Source organism: Imbroritus primus (assembly GCF_964332355.1).
Taxonomy (GTDB): domain Bacteria; phylum Pseudomonadota; class Gammaproteobacteria; order Burkholderiales; family Burkholderiaceae; genus Imbroritus; species Imbroritus primus.
The window spans coordinates 1,838,192-1,863,712 of the sequence record NZ_OZ201293.1 but is presented as its reverse complement, the minus strand read 5'-3'; the positions used below and the strand labels follow the sequence as shown (position 1 = coordinate 1,863,712).

The following is a 25,521-nucleotide window of genomic DNA, read 5'->3' as shown; positions in this document are numbered from 1 at the left end:
GAACAGGTGGGTGTGGGGATGTGTGGCGTCAGACTTGGCATGAGGCCCGGAGCACGCCGGGGCGGCGGTTGATGGCGTCCGGGCCACAGGGGATGGCATCGGGCGCATGCGTTGACGCGCCCCGTGCGACGCGTTATACCTGTCGCATACCCAGCGGCCGGGGAAATGACAGTTCGGGAGATTCCATGCAAGTGCGGAGTTACGACGAAATGGTCGACTGGCAGGAAGGGCAATCGACGCGCTTTCAGCCGGGAACGGCGTTGCCAGCGGGAACCGTACGGCAGCACTACCAGCGCTTTGCGGACTGGCTGGGGCGGCAGACGCCCGAGGCCATGGAAGACAAGCGCGCGGAGGCCGAACTGATCTTCCAGCGGGTTGGCATCACCTTCGCAGTCTATGGCGATGCCGGTGGCGGTACCGAGCGGACCATTCCGTTCGATGCGATTCCGCGCATCTTTCCGGCCCACGAGTGGGCGTTGCTGGAACGGGGCCTGCGCCAGCGCGTGCGCGCGCTCAACATGTTCCTGCACGATATCTACCACGACCAGAACATCGTGCGCGCCGGGGTGATCCCGCCCGACCAGATCTACAACAATGCCCAGTACCGGCCGGAAATGCTCGGCGTGGCGGTGCCGCGCGACATCTATGCGCATGTCGCCGGCATCGATGTGGTGCGCGCTGGCGAGGGCGAGTTCTACGTGCTGGAGGACAACCTCCGCGTGCCGTCTGGCGTATCGTACATGCTGGAAAACCGCAAGATGATGATGCGGCTGTTTCCCGACCTGTTTGCGCGCAACCGCGTCGCGCCGGTGGCGCATTATCCCGACTTGCTACTGGACATGCTGCGCAGCGTCGCGCCATCGTCGATCAACGATCCCACCGTGGTGGTGCTGACCCCGGGCATGTACAACTCGGCGTACTTCGAGCACGCCTTCCTGGCGCAGCAGATGGGCGTCGAGCTGGTCGAGGGGCATGACCTGTTCGTGCAGGACCAGCGGCTCTACATGCGCACCACGCAAGGTCCACAGCGTATCGACGTGATCTATCGGCGGGTCGATGACGATTTTCTTGATCCACTGGTGTTCCGGCCCGATTCGGCGCTAGGCGCGGCCGGGCTGATGTCGGTCTACCGCGCCGGCAACGTGGCTATCGCCAACGCCATTGGCACTGGCGTGGCGGACGACAAGTCGATCTATCCCTACGTGCCGGACATGATCCGCTTTTATCTCGGCGAAGAGGCGCTTCTTAACAACGTGCCGACCTATATGTGCCGCAAGCCGGATGACCTGGCCTACGTGCTCGACCACATGCATGAGCTGGTGGTGAAGGAAACGCACGGCGCGGGCGGCTACGGCATGCTCGTAGGTCCGGCGGCCACGCAGGCCGAGATCGAGACCTTCCGCGAGGTCGTCAAGAGCCGTCCCCATCAGTACATTGCGCAGCCGACGCTGGCGTTGTCGACCTGTCCAACCTATGTCGACGCTGGCATCGCGCCGCGCCATATTGATCTGCGGCCGTTCGTGCTGTCCGGCAAGGAAGTGCGCATGGTGCCAGGCGGGCTGACGCGCGTGGCCCTGCGCGAGGGTTCGCTGGTGGTGAATTCCTCGCAGGGCGGCGGCACCAAGGATACATGGGTGCTTGAATGACATTGTTGCGCGCACTTATGCCCACGACGCTCCGGGAGACCGCATCATGCTGAGCCGCACGGCTGACCACCTGTTCTGGATGGCGCGCTATACCGAACGTGCGGAGAACACCGCGCGCATGCTCGATGTTAACTACCAGACCTCGCTGCTGCCGCAGGCCGTGGATGAAGCCGAGCAGGGCTGGTGGGCGATGCTCGACATCAGCGAGCTGACCCAGGTATACGACGAGAAATACGGGCTGCTGTCGCGCGACGATGTGATCGATTTCATGGTGCGCGACATGACCAATCCGTCGTCCATCATGAGTTGCCTGCGCTCGGCGCGCGAAAATGCGCGGGCGGTGCGTGGTTCGCTGACGACGGAAGTGTGGGAGACCATCAACACAACATGGCTCGAGGTACAGAAACTGATCTCGGGCAATATCCTGCGCGACGATCCGTCGCAGTTCTTCGAATGGGTCAAATTCCGGTCCCACCTGTCGCGCGGCGTCCAGTTCGGCACCATGCTCAAGGACGAGGCGTTCCACTTCATGCGCCTTGGCACCTTCCTGGAGCGCGCCGACAACACGGCGCGGATCCTGGATGTGAAATTCCGCTCCGCCAGCACGCCGCTGCGAGCGCTGTCGCAGGCCGAGGCGCCGGCTGAGGCGCAGGACCGGCAAGCTGATTTCTACCAGTGGGTCGCGGTATTGCGCTCGGTCTCTGGCTTCGAGGTGTATCGCAAGGTATATCGCGATGTTGTCACGCCGCGCCGCGTGGCCGAACTGTTGATCCTGCGCGCGGACATGCCGCGCTCGCTGGCGGCGAGCATGGAAGAGGTCGTTGGCATCCTGCAACTGGTCGCCAACGCGCAGTCGGGCGAAACGTTGCGGCAGGCCGGCAAGCTGCATGCCGACCTGCGCTTTGCACGTATCGACGACATTTTCGGCGTGGGCATGCATGCCTACCTGACCGATTTTCTCGAGCGCATCGGGACGCTGGGCAACGGTATCAGCGAGGATTTTCTCGTGCCGCTGGCGTTCAGCTGAGGTTAGCCTGGAAGTGGGGCGAAGGTCGGTCAAGAGGCTGCCAGAATGGGCGGGGAACCGGAAACCGGTGTGGTGTCACTTCATTCAGTCACAATATGGGGCCCTGACAGGATCGCCTTGCCGTGAAGTACCGTATCCATCATAAAACCGAGTACCGCTATGCCGAGCCGGTGCACCACAGCGTGCACGAGCTGCGGCTGACGCCACAGTCCGGCCCACTGCAGCAGGTCGAGGCGTGGCAGGTGCGCGTGCCGGGCACGCTGCACGAGACGGTGGATGCGTTCGGCAATCTGGTGCAGACCTTTTCCCTTTCGCGCCCCACCACGCGGATGGCGATCGAGGCCAGCGGCATTGTCGAGGTCCGGTCGGGCAGTGCCATCTTCAACGATGCGCCGCTGGCGGGGCAGTACCGCGTTTCGCCGCTGTATTTCGCCTCGGGCACGCCGCTGACGCAGGCGCCGCCGGACATGGTGGCATTCGCGGCTCCCTATCTGGCGGGCGGCGTGACGCCCGCCGCGCTGCAAAGCCTGGTGGAAGCTATTGCAGACCGTGTGCAGTACGTTTCGAACACCACGGATGTCGGCACGACGGCGGCGGAAGCCTTTGCGCTGGGCATGGGTGTGTGCCAGGACCAGGCGCAGGTCATGGTCGCCTGTTGCCGGGCCTTCGGCATTCCGGCACGCTATGTCAGCGGCTACTTCTACGCGGTGGATGCCCCCAATCTGGCAAGTCATGCGTGGGCCGACATCTGCCTGGATACCGCGCAGCACACCTGGACCAGTCTCGATGTCACGCACGCCTGCCCCACCGATGAGCGCCATGTCCGCCTGGCGGTGGGCCGCGATTACCAGTCGGCCGCGCCTATCCGTGGCGTGCGGCAGGGCGGCGGGGCCGAATCGATGGAGGTGTCGATCCGCATCGACGTCACGGATGCCGGGTAGCCTGCGCGGCCTGACACCATTGTTTGCATCCATCGCCAGGATTTGAGCCCCGCGTCTAAAGCATCTGCCGCCAGCCGCGCTAGAATGCCAAAATAGGTGTCGCGTACAGGCGCCCGCCAGGCTGGAACGGACATTGCATCACAAGCAATGCACCCGGCGCCCGGTGCCGATCCTGTCCAACCAACTGCCCACGATTGCGATTTCCATGACTTACTGTGTTGCCATGTGCCTCGATGACGGGCTCGTGTTCCTCTCCGACTCGCGTACCAATGCCGGGGTCGACGCGATCTCGACCTTCCGCAAGATGACCGTGTTCGAGCAGGCCGGCGACCGCGTCATGGTGCTGCTGACTGCCGGTAACCTGGCCATCAGCCAGTCGGTCCGCCAGTACCTGATGGAAGGCCGCGAGCAGCGTTCGCTGTGGGAGGCCCGCGACATGTTCGAGGCCGCCACGCTTGTTGGCGACGCCATCCGCGCGGTGCACCGGCGCGATGCCGAATCGCTGAAAGGTTTCGGCATCGACTTCAATATCAGCATGATCTTCGGCGGCCAGATCAAGGGCGAACGCCCACGGCTGTTCCAGATGTATTCGGCGGGCAACTTCATCGAAGCCACGCAGGAGAACTGCTATTTCCAGATTGGCGAGGCCAAGTACGGCAAGCCCATTCTGGACCGCGTGCTGACGCCGCAGATGCCGCTCGACGAGGCCGCCAAGTGCGCGCTGATCTCGATGGACTCCACGCTCAAGTCGAATGTGTCGGTGGGGCTGCCGCTGGACCTGCTGGTCTATGGCGTTGACGAACTGGCCGTGTCGCGCTTCGTTACCGTCGACGAAAACAATGCCTACTTCAAGATGATCCGCAAGGCCTGGGGCCAGCGCCTGCGACAGGTGTTCGACGAGGTGCAGGATCCGGTATGGGATGCCTCCGTCTCCGCCGAGCATCCGCTGCGCATGAGCGGCGGGACGCATGGCAGCGTGCCGCTGTATGCGGTCAAGCCGACCGGTACCGGCAAGGGCAACTGAACGATCGGCGCCATGGGCGACATCCTGCATTTCTCGCATGCCAACGGGTTTCCGGTGGCCACATATCGCAAACTGTTTGCGGCACTCGAAGGGCAGTTCGAAATCCGCGCCGTCGACCGTTTCGGGCACGATCCCCGTTATCCGGTCACGCGCGGCTGGCCGCATCTGGTGGATGAGCTGCTGGCTGCGATTACCGAGGGTTACCGCGAACCGGTGTGGCTGGCCGGGCATTCGCTGGGTGGCTTCCTGTCGCTGATGGCGGCGCTGCGCGCGCCCGAGCGGGTCAAGGGCGTGGTGATGCTCGATTCGCCGATCATCGCCGGATGGCGTGCGCGGGTGCTGCGCATGGCGCAGACACTGGGCCTGGACGAGCGGCCGTCGCCTGCGTACCGTACCAAGACGCGCCGTACCCACTGGGATAACGCCGATGCCGTATGGCAGCACTTCAAGGCCAAGCCGAATTTCGCTCGCTGGGATGACGACGTACTGCGCGATTACGCCCACCATGCGACCGAGCCGACCGGCCGGGCCGCCGAACGGACATTGCGCTTCCAGCGCGACATCGAATACCGCATCTACCGGACCTTGCCAACCCGGCTGGGCCGGCGCGTCGCCGAGGGAACGCCATTTCCCGTCGCTTTCGTGGCCGGGACGCGCTCGCGCGAACTGCGCCAGTGCGGGTTGGCCGCCACACGCCGGCTGGTAGGCGCGCGGCTGCGCTATCTGGAGGGCGGTCACCTGTTCCCGATGGAGCGCCCGCTGGATACCGCGGAAGCGATTCTGGCACTGATTGACGAGATGCGCACCTGCCCGGCACGCGCCGGTAGGCCGTTCCAAGGTAGGTCCACGCTGCCGCTCTCCGGGCGCTGACCCGGGGCATCCGGCTTTTTCCGGATGCCTCGCAAAAAGGTGGCCGAAGAGGGCGATGGGGGCTGTGGTCGGGCGGGGTGCTGAGGTATAATCCCGATTTCCTCGGCAAGTCAGGTTTATGACCAAATTCGTCTTCGTCACCGGCGGCGTCGTTTCTTCCCTGGGCAAGGGAATCGCCGCCGCGTCGCTTGCGGCTATCCTCGAGTCGCGTGGTCTCAAAGTCACCCTTCTGAAACTCGATCCCTACATCAATGTCGATCCGGGCACCATGAGCCCGTTTCAGCATGGCGAGGTGTTCGTGACCGAGGACGGTGCCGAAACCGATCTGGACCTGGGGCACTACGAACGGTTCATTTCCGCCAAGATGCGGAAGTCGAACAACTTCACCACCGGCCAGATCTACGAATCGGTGATCCGCAAGGAGCGCCGTGGCGAGTATCTCGGCAAGACGGTACAGGTCATTCCGCACATCACCAACGAAATCCAGTCGTTCGTCGAACGCGGCGCCTCGGCCACCTTCGATGGCAAGGCCGATGTGGCCATTATCGAGATTGGCGGCACGGTGGGCGATATCGAGTCCCTGCCGTTCCTCGAGGCCGCGCGCCAGATGAGCCTGCGCCTGGGCCGTCACCAGGCGGCCTTTGTGCACCTTACGCTGGTGCCGTTTATCGCCAGCGCCGGCGAACTGAAGACCAAGCCGACCCAGCACTCGGTGCAGAAGCTGCGCGAGATTGGCATCATCCCGAGCGCGCTGCTGTGCCGCGCCGATCGCCCCATCCCGGACGACGAGCGCGCCAAGATTTCGCTGTTCGCCAACATGCCGCAGGAATCGGTGATTTCTGTCTGGGACGTGGACACCATTTACAAGATTCCGCAGATGCTGCACGACCAGGGCCTGGACCGCATCATTTGCGACGAGCTGCAGATCGATGCGCCGCCGGCCAACCTCGACATGTGGGCGCGCCTCGTGCACGCGATGGACAACCCGCAGCACGAGATCACCATCGGCATGGTCGGCAAGTATGTCGACCTGACCGAATCGTACAAATCGCTGATCGAGGCGCTGCGCCATGCCGGGCTGCACACCTCGACACGGGTCAATATCGAATACATCGATTCCGAGGAAGTGGAGGCGGGTGGCACCGCCGTGCTGTCGCGCCTCGATGCCATCCTCGTACCGGGTGGCTTCGGCAAGCGCGGTACCGAAGGCAAGATCGCCGCAATCCGCTATGCCCGGGAGAACAAGGTGCCGTATCTCGGCATCTGCCTCGGCATGCAGCTGGCGGTGATCGAGTTCGCGCGCCACGTGGCGGGCATGGCCGACGCCAACAGTACCGAATTCAATCTCGAGACCGAGCACCCGGTGGTGGCGCTGATCACCGAGTGGCTGGACCGAGAAGGCAAGGTCGAACAGCGGTCGGCCGAGTCTGATCTGGGTGGCACCATGCGCCTGGGTGCGCAGAAATGCCCCGTGACGCCAGGGACGCGCGCCGCGCAAATCTACGGTACGGAGGTCAACGAGCGCCACCGCCATCGCTACGAGGTCAACAATTACTATGTGCCGGCGCTGGAAGCTGCCGGGCTGGTGATCTCCGCGCGCACGCCGTCGGAGAACCTGCCCGAGATCATGGAGTTGCCGGCCGCCACGCACCCGTGGTTCGTCGGCGTGCAGTTCCACCCCGAATTCACGTCCACGCCGCGCGACGGGCATCCGCTGTTCAAGGCGTATGTCGAAGCCGCGCTGGCGCGGCAAAGCCAGGCGGCCACTGCCTGACCACCCTGAGACAAGCGGAGACCCCCATGCCAGCCGGATACATCGTAGCCTACGTCGACGTCACCAATCCCGAGCAGTATGAGCAGTACAAGGTGCTGTCGAGCCGCGCCTTCGAGGTGCATGGCGCGAAGGTGCTGGTGCGCGGTGGCAAGGTCGCGCCGGTCGAAGGTGAATGGCAGCCGACGCGGGTCGTGGTACTGGAGTTTCCCTCATTCGAGGCGGCCCGGTCGTTCCACGACAGCGAAGAATACCGGGCTGCCCGCGCCGCGCGCGAGGGCGCGGCCAAGATGAACATGATCGTGGTCGAAGGCATCTGAGCCCGAGCGACCACATCCGCGTGACCGCATGATTCGCGCGCACAGCCTGCGAACCGGCTGGCGCACAACGCTATACAGGTAACAGAGGACTATCCATGAGTGCAATCGTCGATATCATTGGCCGCGAGGTTCTGGACTCGCGCGGCAACCCCACCGTCGAATGCGACGTGCTGCTGGAATCGGGCGTGATGGGCCGTGCGGCCGTGCCCTCGGGCGCGTCGACCGGCTCGCGTGAAGCCATCGAACTGCGTGACGGCGACAAGAGCCGCTACCTTGGCAAGGGCGTGCTCAAGGCCGTGGAGCACATCAATACCGAGATTTCCGAAGCCATCATGGGTCTCGATGCGTCCGAGCAGGCGTTCCTCGACCGTACCCTGATCGACCTCGACGGTACCGACAACAAGGCCCGCCTGGGCGCCAACGCCACGCTGGCCGTGTCGATGGCCGTGGCCAAGGCTGCTGCCGAGGAAGCCGGCCTGCCGCTGTACCGCTACTTCGGCGGTTCGGGTGCGATGCAGATGCCGGTGCCGATGATGAACATCGTCAACGGCGGCGCGCACGCCAACAACAGCCTGGACATCCAGGAATTCATGATCATGCCGGTGAGCCAGGGTAGCTTCCGCGAAGCACTGCGCTGCGGCGCCGAGGTGTTCCACGCGCTCAAGAAGATCCTGTCCGACAAGGGCATGTCGACCGCGGTTGGCGACGAAGGCGGCTTTGCCCCGAACTTTGCCAGCAACGAGCAGTGCCTGAGCACCGTGCTCACGGCCATCGAGCGCGCCGGCTACCGCCCGGGCGAAGACGTGCTGCTGGCACTGGACTGCGCCAGCACCGAGTTCTTCCATGAGGGCGAAGACAAGTACCGCCTGGAAGGCGAAGGCCTGCAACTGACGGCCGGCGAATTCGCCGATTACCTGGCCAACCTGTGCGACAAGTTCCCGATCGTGTCGATCGAAGACGGCATGGCCGAGAACGACTGGGACGGCTGGAAGCTGCTGACCGAGCGCGTCGGCAAGAAAGTCCAGCTGGTGGGCGACGACCTGTTTGTCACCAATACCAAGATCCTGCGCGAAGGTATCGACAAGGGCATCGCCAACTCGATCCTCATCAAGATCAACCAGATCGGTACGCTGACCGAAACCTTCGCCGCCATCGAGATGGCCAAGCGCGCCGGCTACACCGCCGTGATCTCGCACCGCTCGGGCGAAACCGAGGACAGCACCATCGCCGACATCGCCGTCGGTACCAACGCTGGACAGATCAAGACCGGCTCGCTGTCGCGTTCGGACCGCATCGCCAAGTACAACCAGCTGCTGCGCATCGAGGAAGACCTTGGCGATATCGCCAGCTACCCCGGCAAGGGCGTGTTCTACAATCTGCGTTAATGCCATGTGCCGGAGCCTGATTCCGGCACGCGCCGCGGCGCGGCCTTCTGGCGAGCACTGCCGGGATGGCCGTGGCGCGGCATTCGCCACTTCTCGCGTCTCGCTATCGTCGAACGAGCTGACATGCGCCTGATTTCCCTGATCCTGCTCGTGCTGCTGATCGCCATCCAGTTTCCGCTCTGGCTGGGGAAGGGCGGCTGGCTGCGCGTCTGGGAGCTCGACCGCCAGGTTGCCGAGCAGGATGCCAAAAACCAGACCCTGAAGTCACGCAACGCCAAGCTGGCCGGCGAGGTGCGCGATCTCAAGGAAGGCACGGGTGCCATCGAAGAGCGTGCGCGCCATGAGCTGGGCATGGTCAAGGAGGGCGAGGTCTTCGTCCAATTCGTTGCTCCTGCTCCCGCGACCAGCGCCACACCGCCGCTGCCACCACCGCCGCCGAAGCCTGAATCCGGCCGCCGGTAGTCCGCCATGAACTGGCTGGAAGCTGCTTCATTCGCGCTGTCGCTCGCCTGCGTCGCCTGCAATATCCGTCAGAATCCCTTGGGCTGGGTCTTCGCCATCGCCGGCGCGGGCCTGTATGCCATCGTGTTCTTCGAGGCGCGTCTGTATGGCGATGCAGGCCTGCAGCTATTCTTTATCGGGACCTCGGTGTTCGGTCTCTGGCAGTGGCTGTTCGGCCATATGCCGGATGCCGACGCGCCCTTGCGCCCGCGCCGCATGGATCGCCGTGCGCTGGCGATAGCCGGTGCCGGCTGGGCTGGCGGCTATGCCATGCTGGCGTGGTTTCTGTCGCGTCATACCAATTCCGACGTACCGCACATCGATGCTTTCCTCACGGCCGGCAGCATCGTCGGCCAGTTTGCGCTGGCGCGCAAGTTCATCGAGAACTGGTGGATCTGGCTGATTGTCGACGCCCTGTATATCGGCCTGTACCTGCACAAGTCGCTTTACCTGACGGCAGTGCTGTACGCCCTGTTCGTGGTGATGTGCGTGGCGGGGCTGCGGCAGTGGAAGCAGGCCCTGGCAAGATGAGCGCATGCAGCCATCCGGCCCGGCCGGCGCATGCGCGGCCATGCGTATCGCGGAGCGGGCGATGACATCGAACACGCCGTCCAGAGCCGGCCGCGCGTCTGGCCATGTGGTGACCGTCGCCATCCTCGGTGCGGAATCGACCGGCAAATCGGATCTGTCGGTGGCGCTGGCCGACCACTACCGCACGCGTGGCGTCAACGCCGTCGCGGTACCGGAGTACCTGCGCACCTTTGTCGACCGCAAGGGAGATGTCCCGGTCGAGCCGGAGCAGCGCCATATTGCCCGCATGCAGCGCGCGGCCGAACTGTGCGCGCGCCGCACGGTGGCCCAGCAAGGTGGCGGGATAGTGCTGTGCGATACCACGCCGCTGATGACGGCCATCTACAGCCGCTTCTGCTTCCACACCTGCGATGCCGAAACGGCACGGCTGGCGGCATTGCACGACTATGCACTGACGCTGATTACACTCCCGGATATTCCCTGGGTGGCCGATGGCCTGCAACGGGCAAGCGAGGACGTGCGCGATGCGATCCATCGCCGTGTGCTTGCGGCTTGCCGCGTGCATGGGGTTGATTATGTCCGGATCGGCGGATCGCCAGCCGAGCGGCTGGCACAGGCCACCCTGCAGATCGATCGCGTGTTGCGGCTCGAGGGATGAGCGTGACTGGCGAGTGGCGAGGTCAGTGTGATCGGATGGCTCGCCCTTTGTGATCAGGCTGTCATCCCGCTTACCACCAGCCCGGCCCCCAGTAATAGCCTGGGTATCCGATGCTGACACCCACCCCGCCGCGGTGCCGCCCCCGGCCACCCCAGTGGCCGTAGAAGCCGACGCCGCCGACATACGGCATGACATAGGCGGGGTAGGCCGGATAGGCCACATACGGATATGGATACGCGCGATAGGCATAGGCGCGGTAGGCGGCGCGGCGTTCCGCCGTGATGGCGGCTTCCTGCTCGCGCAGGATGCGGGCGTTCTCGGCATCGAGCTGCTGGCGCTCCTTGGCGCTCAGGGCTGGCGGCGGAGCCGCAGCCGCGCCATCCGGCAGGCGCGCCATGCGCGGGCTACCATCCGGGCCACGGTCGATCACGGTACATCCGCCCAGCGCCACAGCCAGTATCAGCGCCAGGGCCAGACGCCGGTTGGATCTGTCATGGTCATGCATGGTGAATGGCCTCCGGGTCGCGATAGCGGTTGGACGGTTGCCCTCTGGAACAAGTTTCCGGCGTCTGGGTCGCCAGTACGCCTGGATCGTCAATGATGCAGGTTCGACGCCGCCTTGACGGTCTGCGATACCGGTTTTTCGGTGAACAGGTGCGCACAGTCCACGGCATCGAAGGCATAGTGCTGGCCGCAGAACTCGCAGTTCACATCCACCTGGTTGCGTTCCGCCAGCACGCTCGCGACCTCTTCCTCGCCGAGCATGCGCAGCATGGCGCCGACCTTGATGCGCGAGCACGAGCAGTTGAAATGCGGTTGGCGCGGCTCGAACAGGCGCACGCCAGCCTGCTGGGTTTCCTCCCAGAACAGGCGGCGCAGCAGGGTTTCCGGCGGTACCTCGAGCAGTTCCTCGGTTTGCAGCGTGCCGCCGAGATGGCACACGCGTTCCCAGGTATCGAGGTCCTGCGCCGATACGCCCGGTGCGAGCGGCTGGCCGGTTTCGCCAATGACGGAGCCATCCGTTCCCGTCATGGATTTGCCGCCGTAGGTCGGCAGGCGCTGCAGCAGCATGCCGGACGCGACATTGCCGTCGGCCGCGAGCCACAGCCGCGTATCGAGTTGCTCCGAGGTCAGCATGTAATGCTCGAGGACCGCGCTCATGTCGGGCAGCGGGCCCTGGCGGCCAGACAACGGCACCACGCCCTGGTACGGTTGCTGGCCGGGCAGCTTGTCCTGCGGATCAAGGGTGATGGCGAAGCGACCCTGGCCATTCGCGTTGACCAACTCGGCCAATGTGGCGTCGTCGGCAATCTCGACGTCGTCGGCCAGCTTGGCAGTGGCGCGCAGCGACAGATCCGAGTGGCATTCCACCACCAGCATGCGCACCGGGCCGTCGCCATGGATCTGCATGACGAGCGCACCGTTGAACTTGAGGTTGGCGGTGAGCAGCGCGGCCGCCGCCGTCATTTCCCCGAGCAGGCGGCGCACGGCAGGCGGATAGGTGCGCCGCCGCATGATTTCCTGCCAGGTGTCGGACAGGCGGACGAGTTCGCCGCGCACCGGCGCGGCTTCGAACATGAATTTCTGCAGGGTGTCGGGTGTGGCTTGGGTCACGTTCAGTCGATTCGCTTCAAAGTAGTCTTGTAGGTGGCCTGGCGCTCGGCATAGCTTTCCGCGCCCATGCGCATGCGTGCCACATCGTCGTCCGTCAGTTGCCGCACGACGCGGGCCGGCGCGCCGAGGATCAGCGAGCGGTCCGGAAAGGTCTTGCCTTCCGTGACGATGGCACCGGCGCCCACCAGGCATTCCTTGCCGATGACGGCATGGTTGAGCACCACGGCCTGGATGCCGATCAGGCTGCCGTCGCCGATGGTGCAGCCATGCAGCATGGCTTGGTGGCCGACGGTCACGTAGTCGCCAAGCGTTAGCGGCGCGCCTGCATCGGTATGCAGGACGGCATTTTCCTGGATATTGCTGGCTTCGCCGATGGTGATGGGATCATTGTCGCCGCGCAGCACCGCGCCGGGCCATACGCTCGCGCGTGCCTTCAGGTACACATTACCGATGACGGTCGCACCGGGCGCGATATAGGCGGAATCGTCCACGGTCGGGGTGAGGTCGCCAAGCTGGTACTGCGCCATGAGGGAAGGGCTCCTGTCGTGAGGTATGGGCGATTGCATCTCTTACAATGCCGGATTCCCAGGATTTTACGCTGATGTCGACTTTCCCATGCATTCGCCGCGCAGCCCTCGCGGCCCTGTGCCAGACCAATCCGGCTGAAAAGGCGCGCACGGTCCGCGCGCTGGCCGCCGATGGCGCGACACGGCCGGATGCGGCGTTTGCGCCGGCGCTGCGGCCCGCTGATTTTCCGGCGGACTGGCGTGCGGCGGTTCCGGGGCGTCCCGCGCAGCCGGAACTGGTCTCCGCACGCTTTGTGCCGCGCCGTGCCGTGGTATCGCGTGAAGGCCGGGCGGCCTTGCTGCATGCGCTCGCGCACATCGAATTCAATGCCATCAACCTGGCGCTTGATGCGGTATGGCGCTTTGATGGCATGCCCGTGCCGTTCTACCGCGACTGGTTGAAGGTGGCGGGCGAGGAGGCGTACCACTTCAGCCTGCTGGCCGAACATCTCGCCCGGCTTGATGCGGCTTACGGGGATTTTCCCGCGCACAATGGCCTGTGGGAAATGGCCGAGAAAACGCGTGACGATGTGCTCGCGCGCATGGCGCTGGTGCCGCGTACCCTCGAGGCGCGGGGCCTCGATGCCTCGCCGCCGATCCGGGCGCGGCTGGCACAGGCCGGCGACATGGAGGCGGCCTCGATCCTCGATGTCATCCTGCGCGATGAAGTGGGCCACGTGGCCATCGGCAACCGCTGGTACCGCTGGTGCTGCGCGCGGGCCGGCGTCGATCCGCTGGCGACCTACGATGTGCTGGTCGAGCGCTACGACGCGCCGCGCTTGCGCGGGCCATTCAATTTCGAGGCGCGTGCGGCGGCCGGTTTCGATGCGGCGGAGCTGGCGCAGTTGCGCGCCACCGCACCGGATGTACCGTCACGCGGCTGAATCGCGTGACGGGTCGGGTCGTGTTGTGATGGGGGTAGCGGATCCTGCTGCGCCTGCAGCCGCGGTATCGACAGTGGTTGCAACCGCGGTTTCAGCTGGGACTTCCGTCGCCAGTGTCGCCATGAATTCCGTGGCCATGGTGTTCAGCAGGGCGATCTCCTCGTCGGACAGTTCGCGCGGTGCCGTATCGAGCAGCGCCAGGCAGCCCAGCACGTAGCCGTCGCGATCCTTCAGCGGCACGCTGCCGTAGAACCGCAGGCTATGGGCCAGCGTCAGCCGGCTGCCGGCAAAGCGCGGATCGCGCGCAATATCCGGGATGACCAGGGCATCATCTTCGTCGAAGATGCGTGCACAGATCGCTTCTTCACGCGCAATCCCGGCATCGCCGCCAGGCAACAGGCTGCCGGGCGTGTGAACCCAGTCGCGATCGAGCCATGCCAGTTGGGCGTAGCGTACGTCGAAGACATCCACCACGCGTTGCAGGAACAAACGGTAGCCCTCGGTGCGATGTGGCGCGAGCGCGCCGCTGGCGTACAGCCGTGCCACGCGTTCGCCGTCATCGGCGGGTTGGGGCATGGGCGCCTGAATGCCCGCCGTGTCGGTCAGTGTGGCCAGGCGCAGGACTAACTCATGCATGCTGTTCACGATGGCCGTGACGCCGAGCTGCTCGGGTGCAGACTCGGCGAGCAGGGCTGGCGGGGCGTTCCACAGGGCGAGGACAATGCGCAGGTCGGGCCAGCGGCGCGTGAGGCGGCGCGCCCAGTGTCGTACCTGCGCACCGGGCCGGGGATGGAACACAGACAGGCAGAGGATCTGCACGCCGTCGAGCCGGTGTGCTTCCGCCGGATTGGCGCCGGCGCTCAAGGCTATGGATTCGTGGCGCGCGTCGTGACCATGCAGGGCCAGCGCATGCGCCATCATGCCGGCCGCCAGCGCATCGACCTCCCAACGGCCGCCAATGCACAGGATCCGCGGTCCGCCTGCCGGTACGGCGGTTGTCGCGGCCGTGGGCGGATAGGCATCCGCCACTTCCTCCAGGACTTCCGACATGCCGTGCACCAAGCGCAGCCGGTGCTGGGCGGTAGCCACGTCGGCATAGCGCTCGCAGGCCAGCCGCAGCGCGGGGATGGCGATCTCGTCGAAGACCGTGGTCACCGCCGTGGCCGTACCCGCCGGGGTGGCGGGCGAGGGGAGTTCGGCGTCGATGGCCTCCGTGGTCATCTCGATGGCTTCCTCGACACCCCCGCCGAGCAGCCGCTGGTAGAGCCGTTGCGGCGGCGCCAGGACCGGATCGCTGCCGAGCAGAACCTCCATGAACTGCAGCGACGGAATATAGCGTCCGAGCACCAACAGGCAAACCGTCAGTGGTGTCGACAGGATCAGTCCGATCGGCCCCCAGATGGCGGTCCAGAACATGGCCGAGACAATGATGGAGAGCGTCGATAGCCCTGTACTCGAGCCGTACAGCCATGGCTCGATGACGTTGTTGCTGAGCAGTTCCAGCACCAGGATGACGCCCAGCGTCCACAGCAGCATGTCCCAGGTTGGATCGATGGCAAAGGCCAGCGCCAGCGGAAACGCCGCGGACAGCATCGGCCCGATGTAGGGCACGAAGCGCATGACCGCAGCTACCGTGCCCCACAGCACTGCCCCTGGTACGCCGATGAAATACAGCGCCACGCCCAGCGGAATGCCGTAGGTGGCATTGACGATCATCTGCATGCGCAGGTAACGACCGATGCGCTCGGCCGCGTCGTCAAGCGCATCGGTCGCGAGGTGCAGGTTGCCGCCCATGAGGCGCAGCAGACGTTCGCGCAGGTCGCTGCGTCCCAGCAGGATCAGGATGACGAAGAGCAGCACCATACCTGCCATTAGCACAGGCGCGCTGACGATGCCCAACCATTCCATCAGCTGCGCCATGGGCGCTTTCGGCGCCGGAATGATCTCGACGCGCTGGATGGCACGGCCTGTTGCCGTTGCGCCGGGTGCGGGCTGACCGGTGGTTTTTGCCAGTTCGCGCTCTACCGTGTTGTAGGTCGATAGCGCGCCATCAAGTGCGCCCGGACCCTTGACGGCCTTGCGCATGCGGGTGAACTTTTCGCGGATGGTGGTCTGGTAAGACGGCAGGTCCTTGCTCAGCGCTGTCACCTGGCTGCCAAGATAGGCACCGGCACCGCCCAGCGCCGCCACCGTGAGGCCGACGACCAGCAGGACGGCCGCCATGCGCGGCACACCCCAGCGCTTGAGGCGCGCCACCGCAGGATCGAGCAGGAAACTGAGCAGGATCGCCAGTGCGAGCGGGATCAGGAGATCGCGGCCGAAGTACAGCGCCGCGATAATCAGGGCGGCAATCAGCAGGCCGGTGAGCAACCGCAACGCAGGCAGTACCGTGACCAGTTGCGCGGCCGGTGTCTCGCTGTCGTAGTGTCCGGATTTCGCCGCCGTGTTCGTGCGATGCGGCGGCATGCCGTAGGCGAAGCGGTCGCCCCGGCCTGGGAGGGTGTCGCCGGGCGTCGCCGCGTCGCCGGTCCGGTTGGTGTCTGCTTGATCCATGCTGTCGCTGTGCCTCCCGTTCGCCCTGATTTTCTGCCGATCAGGTTGCCGGACCAGTGTAGTGGGCGTATACCGCAGAGTCTGTCAGCGTTCCGCCGATAGCCGCGTCTCGCAAGCGCTGACAATGGCCCGCCGCATGTTCAGTAAGCGGCACAGGCCAGGACGGAATATGCGAGAATAAAGAACGATCGTTCTATTTTGTGGGGCTCTATGCAGCAACCCGAGTCGACGGCAGCACCCATGCTGCACCCTGCGCCCGAGGCGGCAGCTTATCAACCGGTACGCCCGTCGCGTACCGAGGTCATTGCGATCCATGGTCTGGACTATCACGTCCGCCAATGGGGCGATCCGTCGGCGCCCAAGCTGTTCATGTGTCATGGCTGGATGGATGTGTCAGCGTCGTTCCAGTTCGTGGTCGATGCGTTGCAACGCGACTGGCACGTGATTGCCCCCGACTGGCGCGGTTTCGGCCTGACCGGGTGGACGACCGTCCATCCGGGGACGGTCTCCTACTGGTACCCGGACTATCTCGCCGACCTCGAGGCGCTACTTGATCACTACCAGCCGCACGCTCCGGTGAACCTTGTGGGGCACAGCATGGGCGCTAATGTCGTGGGCATTTATGCGGGTGTCCGTCCGGCGCGCGTGGATCGTCTCGTGTGCCTGGAAGGCTTTGGGCTCTCCGCCACCCAGGCGACGCAAGCGCCGGGACGCTACGCGCGCTGGCTGGACGAGATCAAGGCGGGAGCCCGCTTGCCCATCTATGACACCATGCAGGCTGTCGCAGCCCGGTTGCAGAAGACCAACCCGCGCCTGTCGGATAGCCAGGCGGCGTTTCTTGCACCGCACTGGGCGCGCCAGACGGCCGAGGGCAAATGGATGCTGCTGGCCGATCCGGCGCACAAGATCGTCAATCCTGTCCTGTACCGCATCGACGAGATCGAGGCCGTGTGGGCGGAGGTAACGGCGCCGGTCCTGCACGTGGAAGCGCGCGATTCGGCCACCCTCAAGTCGATCGCAGGCGATGTGCCACTGGATGCGTTCCGGGCGCGTTTCCGGTCGTTCCGCAACCTGCACGAAGCCATCATCGACGACGCCGGACATATGCTGCATCACGATCAGCCGGTCGCGGTGGCACGGCTGATCGAGGATTTCCTCACGCGCTGAACGTTGCGTGCATGCCTGCGAGCGAGCGCGAGATCCTGTTGCAAGACACCCGCGCGTCAATCTGCGCGCCGGCCTTTTGGGCTTGGCTCCGTCATGGCATTCAGCCGCGTATTCAACTGTGCTGGATGCGTTCGCGCAAGGTGGCGTTGTTGCTGGTGTGCACATGCACCAGTGTCTTGTCTGGATAGACGACGCGATAGGCTTTGCGCAGTGCCAGTGCAGCCTCGTGGAAGCCGGAGAGGATCAGCTTCTGACGGTGCGGATAAAGCGCAATGTCGCCGACGGCAAAGATGCCGGGCCGGTTCGTTTCATATGCTGCCGTGTCGACGACAATGCGTCCGGCCTGCATGTCGAGGCCCCAGTTGGCCAGTGGCCCGGGATCAGTCACCAGTCCATACAGCGCGATCAGGTCGTCGCACGGCAGTGAATGCGTGCCGTCCTTGTGCTTGACGACGATGCCGGTCAGGCGGCCATCCTGCGTCTGTAGCGCATCGAGCATCCCCACCACGAAATCCATCTCGCCAGCAGCGACGGCGCCGCGCATTTCCGCTACGGACGCATCGGCCGCGCGAAAATTGTCGCGACGATGCAGCAGAGTGGTGTGCGCGGCGATCTTGCGCAGCGCGAGCACCCAATCCAGCGCTGAATCCCCGCCACCTGCGATCACGATGCGCTTGCCCGCGAAGCGTGCCATGTCACGCACCGCGTAGTGCAGTGAATCGCCTTCGAGCGCTGCTGCTTCCGGAAGTGCTACGCGCTGCGGCACGAACGCGCCGGCGCCAGCGGCAATCAGCAGCACGGCGGCATCAAACACCATGCCCTGTTCGGTTGTTACGCGATAGCGGCCATCGGCCTGCTGTTCCACGCGCATGGCGCGCTGCCCGGTATGAATCGGAAAGCCGAACGGCCGGCATTGCTCCAGCAGGCGATCCACCAGTTCCTGCGCGGTGCATACCGGCAATGCGGGAATATCGTAGATGGGTTTCTCCGGGTACAGCTCGGTACATTGCCCGCCTGGGCGGTCGAGTGCATCGATGAGCACGCATTGCATCCCCAGCACGCCGACCTGGAAGGCGGCGAACAGGCCGACCGGACCGGCGCCGATGATCAGGATGTCGGTGCTGTGGGCTGTGTTCGGATGGGATTCGGTCATGTCAGGAGAAGCTCCGGGGCGGTGTGAGCAAAGAGAAGCGGCACAGTGCGACTATACCGCGCCCGGATGCCCGCATGCGCAGCGCGGGATTGCGCGACCGATGCGCCCGGATGGTCGGGATAACCCTGATTTCTCAAAACAATCAAGTGTATTGCGCGTAAGAAGAGGGGGGAAATACGAATCCACTTGCGAGGCCAACTGCAAGCTTTTTTAAAATCGCCGGACGTCACGCACCGTATTTGTTACATATGGCTGAAGCATGCAGAAAGCCAATTGTAAGTATGGCGGGAATCTGCCGGCCGGCGACGCGACCGTCGGGCAGCGCAATCCGGCAGGGCAACGGAGCGGCGAAGCGGCGGAACTGCACGGCGATGCCAAGACCAATAACGGCAGTCAGCGGAGGCGTGATGAAAGGAGACACAGCAAGAATCACGGGGGGCGGCTATGCGCCGGCGGTCTCGGCCGGCCAGCCGGGCTTGTCCGGCACGGCGCCATCGTCATCCGCCGGTCCGTCCACGAGCCGCTATCAGGCATTCACGCGCGAGGTGCGTGTCACGCTGAAGCTGCTCAGGCCCAGCGCCTATGCCACCAACATCATGTCGGGCCTGTTCACCTGGAATATGCGCGGCGGCAAGGGCAAGGGGCAGCCCAATCGGGATCTGTTCAGTCAGGACAACTCTCCCCCGTATGAAGCGCAAACGCAAGCGAAGGCCTATCTCGCTCCGGTCCTGAGTCGCCGCCAGAGGGCGGAGGCCGCCCGACAGCGCAAGCGTGAGCGTGCAGCCCAGGTATCCGGGCCCGGGCATGAAATGCCACGCGCAGCCAAGCGTCGGCTGTGGGGCTGTACCGCAGCTAAAGACAAGGCTGCACAGATGCGCAAGGCGGATGGCAAATCGCACAAGGTGGTGGAGAAGTTGTCCGACTTTAGTTGCCGACGGGTACGGCGGCAGCGAACGGGCAAGACAGACATGCCTGCTGTCCTGCCCGGTATGCCCAGGCTACCCGGGCGGCGGGGCACTGGAAGGGATATGCCGGTCGATGTGGCCGAGGGTGCGGGCGATACATTGAAGTCCCTCCCGCCACACGCAGGCGAAGATCGCGAAACGCTGCCTCCGCATGTCGAAGCGCCTGTGCGGAGCCGATCCCAGCTACATGGCGTGCACCGGGAACAATGGTATGAATATCGCCAGTTGCATACCGCGATCGTGCTGCGTTTCGGAGCGCGCCCCGCTGATCTGGCGATGGTCGATGATTTGCATCGTGACCTGCTGATGTTGTCTTCACTGGAGGAGGGGCTGCAGTGCGGCGAATGCGAAGCCATTGTCAACAAGCTGGCATTGGCCAGCGGGTATGACCTCCAGTTGGCCCACCAGATTCTCAAGGAACTCGGTACCACCTACGACATTGCCTGTAACGGGGCGCAGGCCGGCACGGTGAGCGAGGCGACCTGGCACGCGGCATTGCTGCTATCGCGCGATCCCGTTGGGCTCGGGCTGCTCAAACGTCTGGCGATCTGCCGGATGCAAGCCAGCGCAGCAGCCACCGCGCAACCTGGCGGCCAGCCGAAACTGCCGGATCAACTGGTGACGTTGCACGAGACCTGGCGTGCGTTCCTGTGCGCGCGCGAGCAACTGGAGCGGGCGGTGATCATGGCGCCCAAGCATGTGGCTGCGGCCAAGGCTGCATATGACACCGCCCAGGCGCAATGGACCAAGGCGAACCTGCAGTGGCGCGAACAAGAATACCAGCGGGCGCCCCAGTGCGATGCCTACCGCAATTTTCTGGAGGCGGCCGACGCCCTGTGTTCGCGCAAGGACTTGACCATGCAAACCGTGCTGGCAGCCCTGGCGGAAGAACCGGCGGAAGTCGCTGGGCAGCAGGTGGCACCCGTGCCGGCGGACGCGCACGATGTCGCCGGCAAACAGGAGGAACGCCCTCCGCTGGAGCGCAGGGTCATGCACGCAGCGCGGCAGGCGCTGCAGCACTACGGGACGGCGGCCAATCCAGGGACCCTGGCAACCCGGCTCGGCCGCCAGGCGACGCTGGACTATTTCATGTGGAACCAGGGATTCCGTGACGATGGGCCGGAGGGTGAATTCACGCGCGTCATGGCCCGGATCATGAAAATCGACAAATACGCCGAACGCGCGGTCAAACGATTCAATGGAGAGGCATCCGAGCTTGATCCGCGTCAGTGGATCGGCATGAAGAAGACTCCGATCACCGCCATGGGAGGCGATACTTTCAATTTCCAGTCTGCGCTGGCCCAGGCGGATCGAAGTACCTATGACAAGGCCCTGCTGGCACTGGGGGACTACAAGGTCGCGCTCATCAGAGAGGAGGCAAGAAGCACAACGCTGGCACCCGAAAAACTGGCCGAGTACGCCGTCCAGCTGGCGGTGGTGGCGATCTACAAGGAACAGCAGGCGTTGATGGCGAAAGACTACGCGGCCGGGAAAGACGGCACGCAGCGGCCCTTGATGAGCGAGCTTGATCCGCAGGAGGTACGCCGGAGGGTCATGGGAAGCGAGGAGGGCGGCCCAGGAACCTTGCAGGAGCTCCTTGAAGCCCAGGTGCAAACCAAGGCAGCACCGCTCAGCGAGACCATGGCAGGCAAGCAGCGCGTCGAGGAGGTTGTGATCACGATAACGTCCGAACCGGATGCGGAAACAATACAAGCGCTTGATGCGCTGCTTGGCAAGCCCATCAAGTTGTCCCGCGCGCAGCTCGAGGCCTGGCTGCCACAGGTGGCCGGCGAAGCCAGGGCGGTCGTCCGCGAGCGTGCGGGCAAGAAGGGCACCACGCGTGAAGCCAAGGCCGATGGCGTGCCGGCGGAGGCCGACGCGGAGCGCCGCGAGGCGCTTGCGATGGTGAAGCATTTCACCACGCTGCACTGGCTGGAGCGGGGCGGCGAGTTCATGAGCGTTGCCACCAAGGCCAAGATCTACGACTTCATGGCGCGAGCTGCCGAAGGCATGCGCAACAACACGCTGACGGGAACCACTGGCGCGGAAGTGGGCGTCGACCTCTCCGTGGTCGTCCCTGTCGCGCCAGCCGTCAACCTGCGTCCGCGGATCGCAGCCACGGGATCCCGTACGGCCACCATGACGCAGTCCCGCAACCTGAACGGCCTGTCGGTCTCCGTTTCCTCAGGTCGTGGCGGTGCAGGCGAACTGGGGCTCGAATCGATCTTTGGGGCTGATACTGGCTTTGCTGGCGTGGGCGCATATTTCGGCGCATCGGCCGGATACGAGGAAACCCGCAACAAAGGCGTGACCGTGCGGTTCAAGACCGACATCGTGCAGGATGCGAATGGCAAGCACAGTTTTGAGTCGGCGACGGATCCCTTCCTGAAGGATGCGGATGGGAAACCAGTCAAACTCGATGCCAGTCGTGTCGGCATGCGGCGTTTCTTCGAGTTCATGAAGCAGTTCGGTGAGGGTGAGATAACGCAGGCCACCGGCCACGACCGCTTGCAGGATTTCATGGCGGCATTCGCTGCCGAGTTTGTCGAGACACGGTGTCTTGAGCTCACGGGGACCCGCCAGTCATCCCGCTCAGTGCAGGTCACGACGCGCGAGCAGATCGGTCTACGCGTGGGTACGGACGATGCGCGCGCTTTCTTCGGCGTTGGCTCCGATCAGCAGGGCAAGGCCCAGACCAAGGTCCTGAAGGAAACCAGCAGGCGGGCGGCTGCAAATAATGGTGAAGCCGAACTCTATGGCGTGGTCCGGGGCACCGCAGGTGTGAGCCTGACGCCTGGCGGTGCAGGTACGGCCCAGGCCAAGTTGCCAGGCGTCAATGTACTCTCGGCCCAGGCGACGCCAGTCGAGTCCTCGATCAATGTGCAGATCAAGCAGCAGACCAAGGATGGCCAGCTGGATGAGTTTTGTACCTTCCATATCACGGCTGTCCGCAGTGTCGAGGCGCTACGTGCAGTACTCGGCCCGGATATCGATCAGTGGCGGGAATATGCCTCCGGTGATGCCACGCTGCAGAAGTTTCTGGATGAGTACAGCCTGGAGAAGAAGGGGGATAACAGCATGTTCTTCCAGTGCATCAAGAACCTGCGCAAGCCCGCCATCATGAAGATTCGCAACTATGACAGCCAACTTGATGGCCTTGAAACCGAACTGGTGATGGCGCGCAAGGCAGGGGACCGCCTGCGGATCAGCCAGCTGGAAATGCAGGTGGCGCATATCCGGTCTGAGCGCAATGCGGTATTTCATGATGACAGCAACTGGAAGCTGTACTCGCTGACGGCCCGCCAGTACATCGATCGCGGCAAGGGAACGGGGCCACGCGTTGGCATTGTTGTCCAGAAGAAAAAAACCAAGGCGATCACCGAGGAAATCGAGTGGTTCTCATGGTCTCTCGATACCCGAGCAAAGGCGGGGTACAAGATGGAGCAACGCGAGCTGCTGACGGCACGTATCGCGCAGATGCCCGTGCCCGCGCACCGGGAAAACGATGCCGAGGCATGGCGGGCGGAGCGCTACGAAGAACTCTGCGGGTTGTACGGGCTGAGCCGTCCGGCCGCGGCTCCGGCGGCGTGAAGCCAGCGGTACTGGATGCGGTGGCGCCCTCCAGGTTGCATGACTGCGGGCGGCATGGCGCATCCCGGATACCCCGCGCCCCGTCGGGCATCGCGGCGGCATGGCCTGCCAGCAGTGAGGAGTACAATAGCAGGACATGATTCCTGCCAATGTATTGCCATGTTGAACGCCGACCTGCATTGTCACTCCACGGTGTCGGACGGCATGCTGCCGCCGGAGGCGCTGGCGGCGCGTGCGAAGACCAATGGTGTCGAACTTTGGGCGCTGACTGATCACGATGAAGTTGGCGGCCTGGTTGCGGCTCGCCATGCCGCGCACGCCGAAGGATTGTCCTTTGTGCCCGGTGTCGAAATCTCCATCACCTGGGCGGGCCACACGGTCCATATCGTCGGCCTGCAGATCGATCCGTTCTGTCCAGCGCTGGTGGAGGGGCTCGCGCAGACCCGTTCCGGCCGCACGCGGCGCGCGCAGGAAATGGCCGATGCCTTGGCGCAGGCAGGCGTGGCAGGCGCATATGAAGGGGCCTTGCAGTATGTCGGCAATCCTGAGTTGATCTCCCGCACACACTTCGCGCGCTATATGGTCGAGGCTGGCATCTGCCCCAGCGTGAATGCGGTGTTCGAGAGCTACCTGTCGGATGGCAAGCCGGGTTATGTACCACATCGCTGGGCCACGCTCGAGGACGCGATCGAATGGATCCATGCGGCTGGAGGTCAGGCGGTGATTGCGCATCCCGGCCGCTACAAGATGACGGCATTGCAGCACGACAGCCTGTTCGACCGCTTCAAAGAACTCGGCGGGGAGGGCGTCGAGGTGACGACAGGCAGCCACACGCCAGCCCAGTACGAAACCTACGCCGGGTTGGCGCGCCGTTATGGCCTGCTGGCGTCACGCGGTTCCGATTTCCATGGGCCCTCGGAGAGTCGGGTGGACCTCGGCAAGCTGCCGCCACTCCCCGATTCCGTCACGCCGATCTGGCGCGGCTGGTGATATCCGACAGGTGAGACCCGCATGTCCCAGTTCTTCCAGATCCATCCCGATAACCCGCAACCCCGGCTGATCAAGCAGGCCGCACAGATCCTCCGCGATGGCGGCCTGGCCGCGCTGCCCACCGACTCGAGTTATGCGCTCGCCTGCCATCTCGACGACAAGGCCGCGGTGGAGCGCCTGCGACGCCTGCGCGGCATGGATGACAAGCACTTGCTGACGCTGATGTGCCGGGACCTGTCCCAGCTGGGTACTTTCGCGCGCGTGGACAATCGCCAGTACCGCTGGATCAAGGGGGCCACCCCTGGGCCATTCGTGTTTATCCTCGAGGCCACGAAGGAAGTGCCGCGGCGGCTGTCGCATCCGTCGCGCAAGACTATCGGCCTGCGCGTGCCGGAGCATGCCATTCCACAATGCCTGATCGAGGCCCTCGGCGAGCCGATTCTCTCGGCCACGCTGCAGTTGGCCGGCGAAGATGAGCCGTTGAACGATCCTGACGAGATCCGCGCGCGGCTGGAAAAGCAGCTCGATCTGGTGATCGATGGCGGGCCGGTGCCGGCCGAGCCGACGTCCGTGATCGACCTGAGCGGCGGCGAGCCGGAACTGGTGCGGCGCGGACGCGGAGATCCCGCTTTGCTGGGCCTCTGAGGCACGCCAAGAACATTCCGCGCGCGTCCGGCCCGCTTGTTACAATAGCTGGATGGATTCTTCAATCATTCAGACGCTCGCCGTCTACGCGCTTCCAGTCCTGTTCGCCATCACGCTGCATGAGGCCGCACACGGCTATGTGGCGCGCCATTTCGGCGACAGCACGGCCTACATGCTGGGCCGCGTGAGCCTCAATCCGCTGCGCCATATCGACCCGATCGGCACGATTGCCATGCCGCTGCTGCTGTATTTCGCCACGGCTGGCGCGTTCGTCTTCGGCTATGCCAAGCCGGTCCCGGTGGCATTCGGCAACCTGCGCAATCCGCGCTGGCACAGCCTGTGGGTCGCCCTGGCCGGGCCAGGCAGCAATTTCGTCATGGCGGTCGGCTGGGCACTGATGTCCATCGGGCTGGCTGTGATGGCCGTGGATGAACCATTCCTCGTCAAGATGGCGCAGGCCGGCGTGCTGGTCAACCTGGTCATGGCTGCCTTCAACCTGTTTCCGCTACCGCCGCTCGACGGCGGGCGGGTATTGACGGCGCTGCTGCCGGCGCGTCCGGCGATCATGCTGTCGCGCCTCGAACCCTACGGTTTTTTCATCGTGCTGGCACTGGTGGCCGCAGGTATTATCACGCAGGTCTGGATGCGTCCCGTCATGCAGTTGCTCGCCACGCTCATCCAGTGGATGCTGTCCCCCATCTTCTTTCTGATCCGATAAC

General features: G+C 64.4%; 22 protein-coding genes. 17 read left to right on the top strand and 5 right to left on the bottom strand.

Annotated elements, in window-relative coordinates; genetic code table 11:
* Positions 1 to 185 precede the first annotated feature (185 nt).
* From ACQ3C8_RS08500 to ACQ3C8_RS08450, 11 genes are all read left to right on the top strand, one after another.
* Positions 186 to 1,646: a circularly permuted type 2 ATP-grasp protein gene (locus tag ACQ3C8_RS08500; RefSeq protein ID WP_009521167.1), complete on the top strand. Its 1,461-nt coding sequence runs from the start codon at positions 186 to 188 to the stop codon at positions 1,644 to 1,646.
* Positions 1,647 to 1,692: 46 nt separating this feature from the next.
* Entirely contained in the window at positions 1,693 to 2,673 is a 981-nt protein-coding gene (locus ACQ3C8_RS08495; protein ID WP_009521166.1) for an alpha-E domain-containing protein, read from the top strand.
* A 122-nt stretch (positions 2,674 to 2,795) separates the two neighbouring features.
* Positions 2,796 to 3,614 (top strand): transglutaminase family protein, encoded by an 819-nt coding sequence (locus tag ACQ3C8_RS08490; protein ID WP_428851270.1) that lies wholly within the window; start codon positions 2,796 to 2,798, stop codon positions 3,612 to 3,614.
* Positions 3,615 to 3,819: 205 nt separating this feature from the next.
* The gene (locus ACQ3C8_RS08485; RefSeq protein WP_428851269.1) at positions 3,820 to 4,638 is read left to right on the top strand and encodes a peptidase; all 819 of its coding nucleotides are present in this window, start codon (positions 3,820 to 3,822) and stop codon (positions 4,636 to 4,638) included.
* Between the two features lie 12 nt (positions 4,639 to 4,650).
* Positions 4,651 to 5,508 (top strand): alpha/beta fold hydrolase, encoded by an 858-nt coding sequence (locus tag ACQ3C8_RS08480; RefSeq protein ID WP_428851268.1) that lies wholly within the window; start codon positions 4,651 to 4,653, stop codon positions 5,506 to 5,508.
* 118 nt (positions 5,509 to 5,626) lie between these two features.
* On the top strand, positions 5,627 to 7,282 hold the full coding sequence (locus ACQ3C8_RS08475) for a CTP synthase (protein ID WP_009521162.1): 1,656 nt from the start codon (positions 5,627 to 5,629) through the stop codon (positions 7,280 to 7,282).
* Positions 7,283 to 7,308: 26 nt separating this feature from the next.
* Entirely contained in the window at positions 7,309 to 7,599 is a 291-nt protein-coding gene (locus ACQ3C8_RS08470; RefSeq protein ID WP_009521161.1) for a DUF1330 domain-containing protein, read from the top strand.
* 95 nt (positions 7,600 to 7,694) lie between these two features.
* Complete coding sequence (gene eno / locus ACQ3C8_RS08465; RefSeq protein WP_009521160.1) at positions 7,695 to 8,984, top strand: phosphopyruvate hydratase; 1,290 nt, start codon at positions 7,695 to 7,697, stop codon at positions 8,982 to 8,984.
* Between the two features lie 123 nt (positions 8,985 to 9,107).
* Positions 9,108 to 9,446, top strand: coding sequence for a cell division protein FtsB (ftsB, locus tag ACQ3C8_RS08460; RefSeq protein WP_428851267.1), 339 nt, complete (start codon positions 9,108 to 9,110; stop codon positions 9,444 to 9,446).
* A gap of 6 nt (positions 9,447 to 9,452) precedes the next feature.
* Positions 9,453 to 10,016: a nicotinamide riboside transporter PnuC gene (pnuC, locus tag ACQ3C8_RS08455; protein WP_428851266.1), complete on the top strand. Its 564-nt coding sequence runs from the start codon at positions 9,453 to 9,455 to the stop codon at positions 10,014 to 10,016.
* A 61-nt stretch (positions 10,017 to 10,077) separates the two neighbouring features.
* Positions 10,078 to 10,674 carry an AAA family ATPase gene (locus ACQ3C8_RS08450; RefSeq protein ID WP_428851265.1) on the top strand — a complete coding sequence of 199 codons (597 nt, stop codon included), beginning with the start codon at positions 10,078 to 10,080 and terminating at the stop codon, positions 10,672 to 10,674.
* A 70-nt stretch (positions 10,675 to 10,744) separates the two neighbouring features.
* Here the strand turns inward: ACQ3C8_RS08450 and ACQ3C8_RS08445 are convergent, their stop codons facing one another.
* From ACQ3C8_RS08445 to ACQ3C8_RS08435, 3 genes are all read right to left on the bottom strand, one after another.
* Positions 10,745 to 11,179, bottom strand: a complete 435-nt coding sequence (locus ACQ3C8_RS08445; RefSeq protein WP_428851264.1) for a hypothetical protein — start codon at positions 11,177 to 11,179, stop codon at positions 10,745 to 10,747.
* An 89-nt stretch (positions 11,180 to 11,268) separates the two neighbouring features.
* The gene (locus ACQ3C8_RS08440; protein ID WP_428851263.1) at positions 11,269 to 12,288 is read right to left on the bottom strand and encodes an Hsp33 family molecular chaperone HslO; all 1,020 of its coding nucleotides are present in this window, start codon (positions 12,286 to 12,288) and stop codon (positions 11,269 to 11,271) included.
* 2 nt (positions 12,289 to 12,290) lie between these two features.
* A complete protein-coding gene (locus tag ACQ3C8_RS08435) occupies positions 12,291 to 12,815 on the bottom strand; it encodes a gamma carbonic anhydrase family protein (RefSeq protein WP_009521154.1) in 525 nt (174 codons plus the stop codon).
* A gap of 74 nt (positions 12,816 to 12,889) precedes the next feature.
* On the opposite strand from ACQ3C8_RS08435, the gene ACQ3C8_RS08430 reads away from it, so the two are divergent.
* Positions 12,890 to 13,738: a ferritin-like domain-containing protein gene (locus tag ACQ3C8_RS08430; protein ID WP_428851262.1), complete on the top strand. Its 849-nt coding sequence runs from the start codon at positions 12,890 to 12,892 to the stop codon at positions 13,736 to 13,738.
* On the opposite strand, the gene ACQ3C8_RS08425 is transcribed toward ACQ3C8_RS08430, so the two are convergent.
* The gene (locus tag ACQ3C8_RS08425) at positions 13,727 to 16,291 is read right to left on the bottom strand and encodes an AI-2E family transporter (protein WP_428851261.1); all 2,565 of its coding nucleotides are present in this window, start codon (positions 16,289 to 16,291) and stop codon (positions 13,727 to 13,729) included. The genes ACQ3C8_RS08430 and ACQ3C8_RS08425 overlap by 12 nt on opposite strands.
* Before the next feature lie 240 nt (positions 16,292 to 16,531).
* Between ACQ3C8_RS08425 and ACQ3C8_RS08420 the strand changes: the two genes are divergently transcribed.
* Entirely contained in the window at positions 16,532 to 17,458 is a 927-nt protein-coding gene (locus ACQ3C8_RS08420) for an alpha/beta fold hydrolase (protein ID WP_428851260.1), read from the top strand.
* 112 nt (positions 17,459 to 17,570) lie between these two features.
* Here the strand turns inward: ACQ3C8_RS08420 and ACQ3C8_RS08415 are convergent, their stop codons facing one another.
* A complete protein-coding gene (locus tag ACQ3C8_RS08415) occupies positions 17,571 to 18,611 on the bottom strand; it encodes an NAD(P)/FAD-dependent oxidoreductase (RefSeq protein ID WP_428851259.1) in 1,041 nt (346 codons plus the stop codon).
* A gap of 407 nt (positions 18,612 to 19,018) precedes the next feature.
* Between ACQ3C8_RS08415 and ACQ3C8_RS08410 the strand changes: the two genes are divergently transcribed.
* From ACQ3C8_RS08410 to ACQ3C8_RS08395, 4 genes are all read left to right on the top strand, one after another.
* Positions 19,019 to 23,167 carry a hypothetical protein gene (locus tag ACQ3C8_RS08410; RefSeq protein ID WP_428851258.1) on the top strand — a complete coding sequence of 1,383 codons (4,149 nt, stop codon included), beginning with the start codon at positions 19,019 to 19,021 and terminating at the stop codon, positions 23,165 to 23,167.
* 159 nt (positions 23,168 to 23,326) lie between these two features.
* A complete protein-coding gene (locus ACQ3C8_RS08405) occupies positions 23,327 to 24,157 on the top strand; it encodes a 3',5'-nucleoside bisphosphate phosphatase (RefSeq protein ID WP_428851257.1) in 831 nt (276 codons plus the stop codon).
* Positions 24,158 to 24,178: 21 nt separating this feature from the next.
* On the top strand, positions 24,179 to 24,802 hold the full coding sequence (locus tag ACQ3C8_RS08400) for an L-threonylcarbamoyladenylate synthase (protein WP_009521147.1): 624 nt from the start codon (positions 24,179 to 24,181) through the stop codon (positions 24,800 to 24,802).
* 52 nt (positions 24,803 to 24,854) lie between these two features.
* Entirely contained in the window at positions 24,855 to 25,520 is a 666-nt protein-coding gene (locus tag ACQ3C8_RS08395) for a site-2 protease family protein (RefSeq protein ID WP_009521146.1), read from the top strand.
* Position 25,521: the final 1 nt, after the last annotated feature.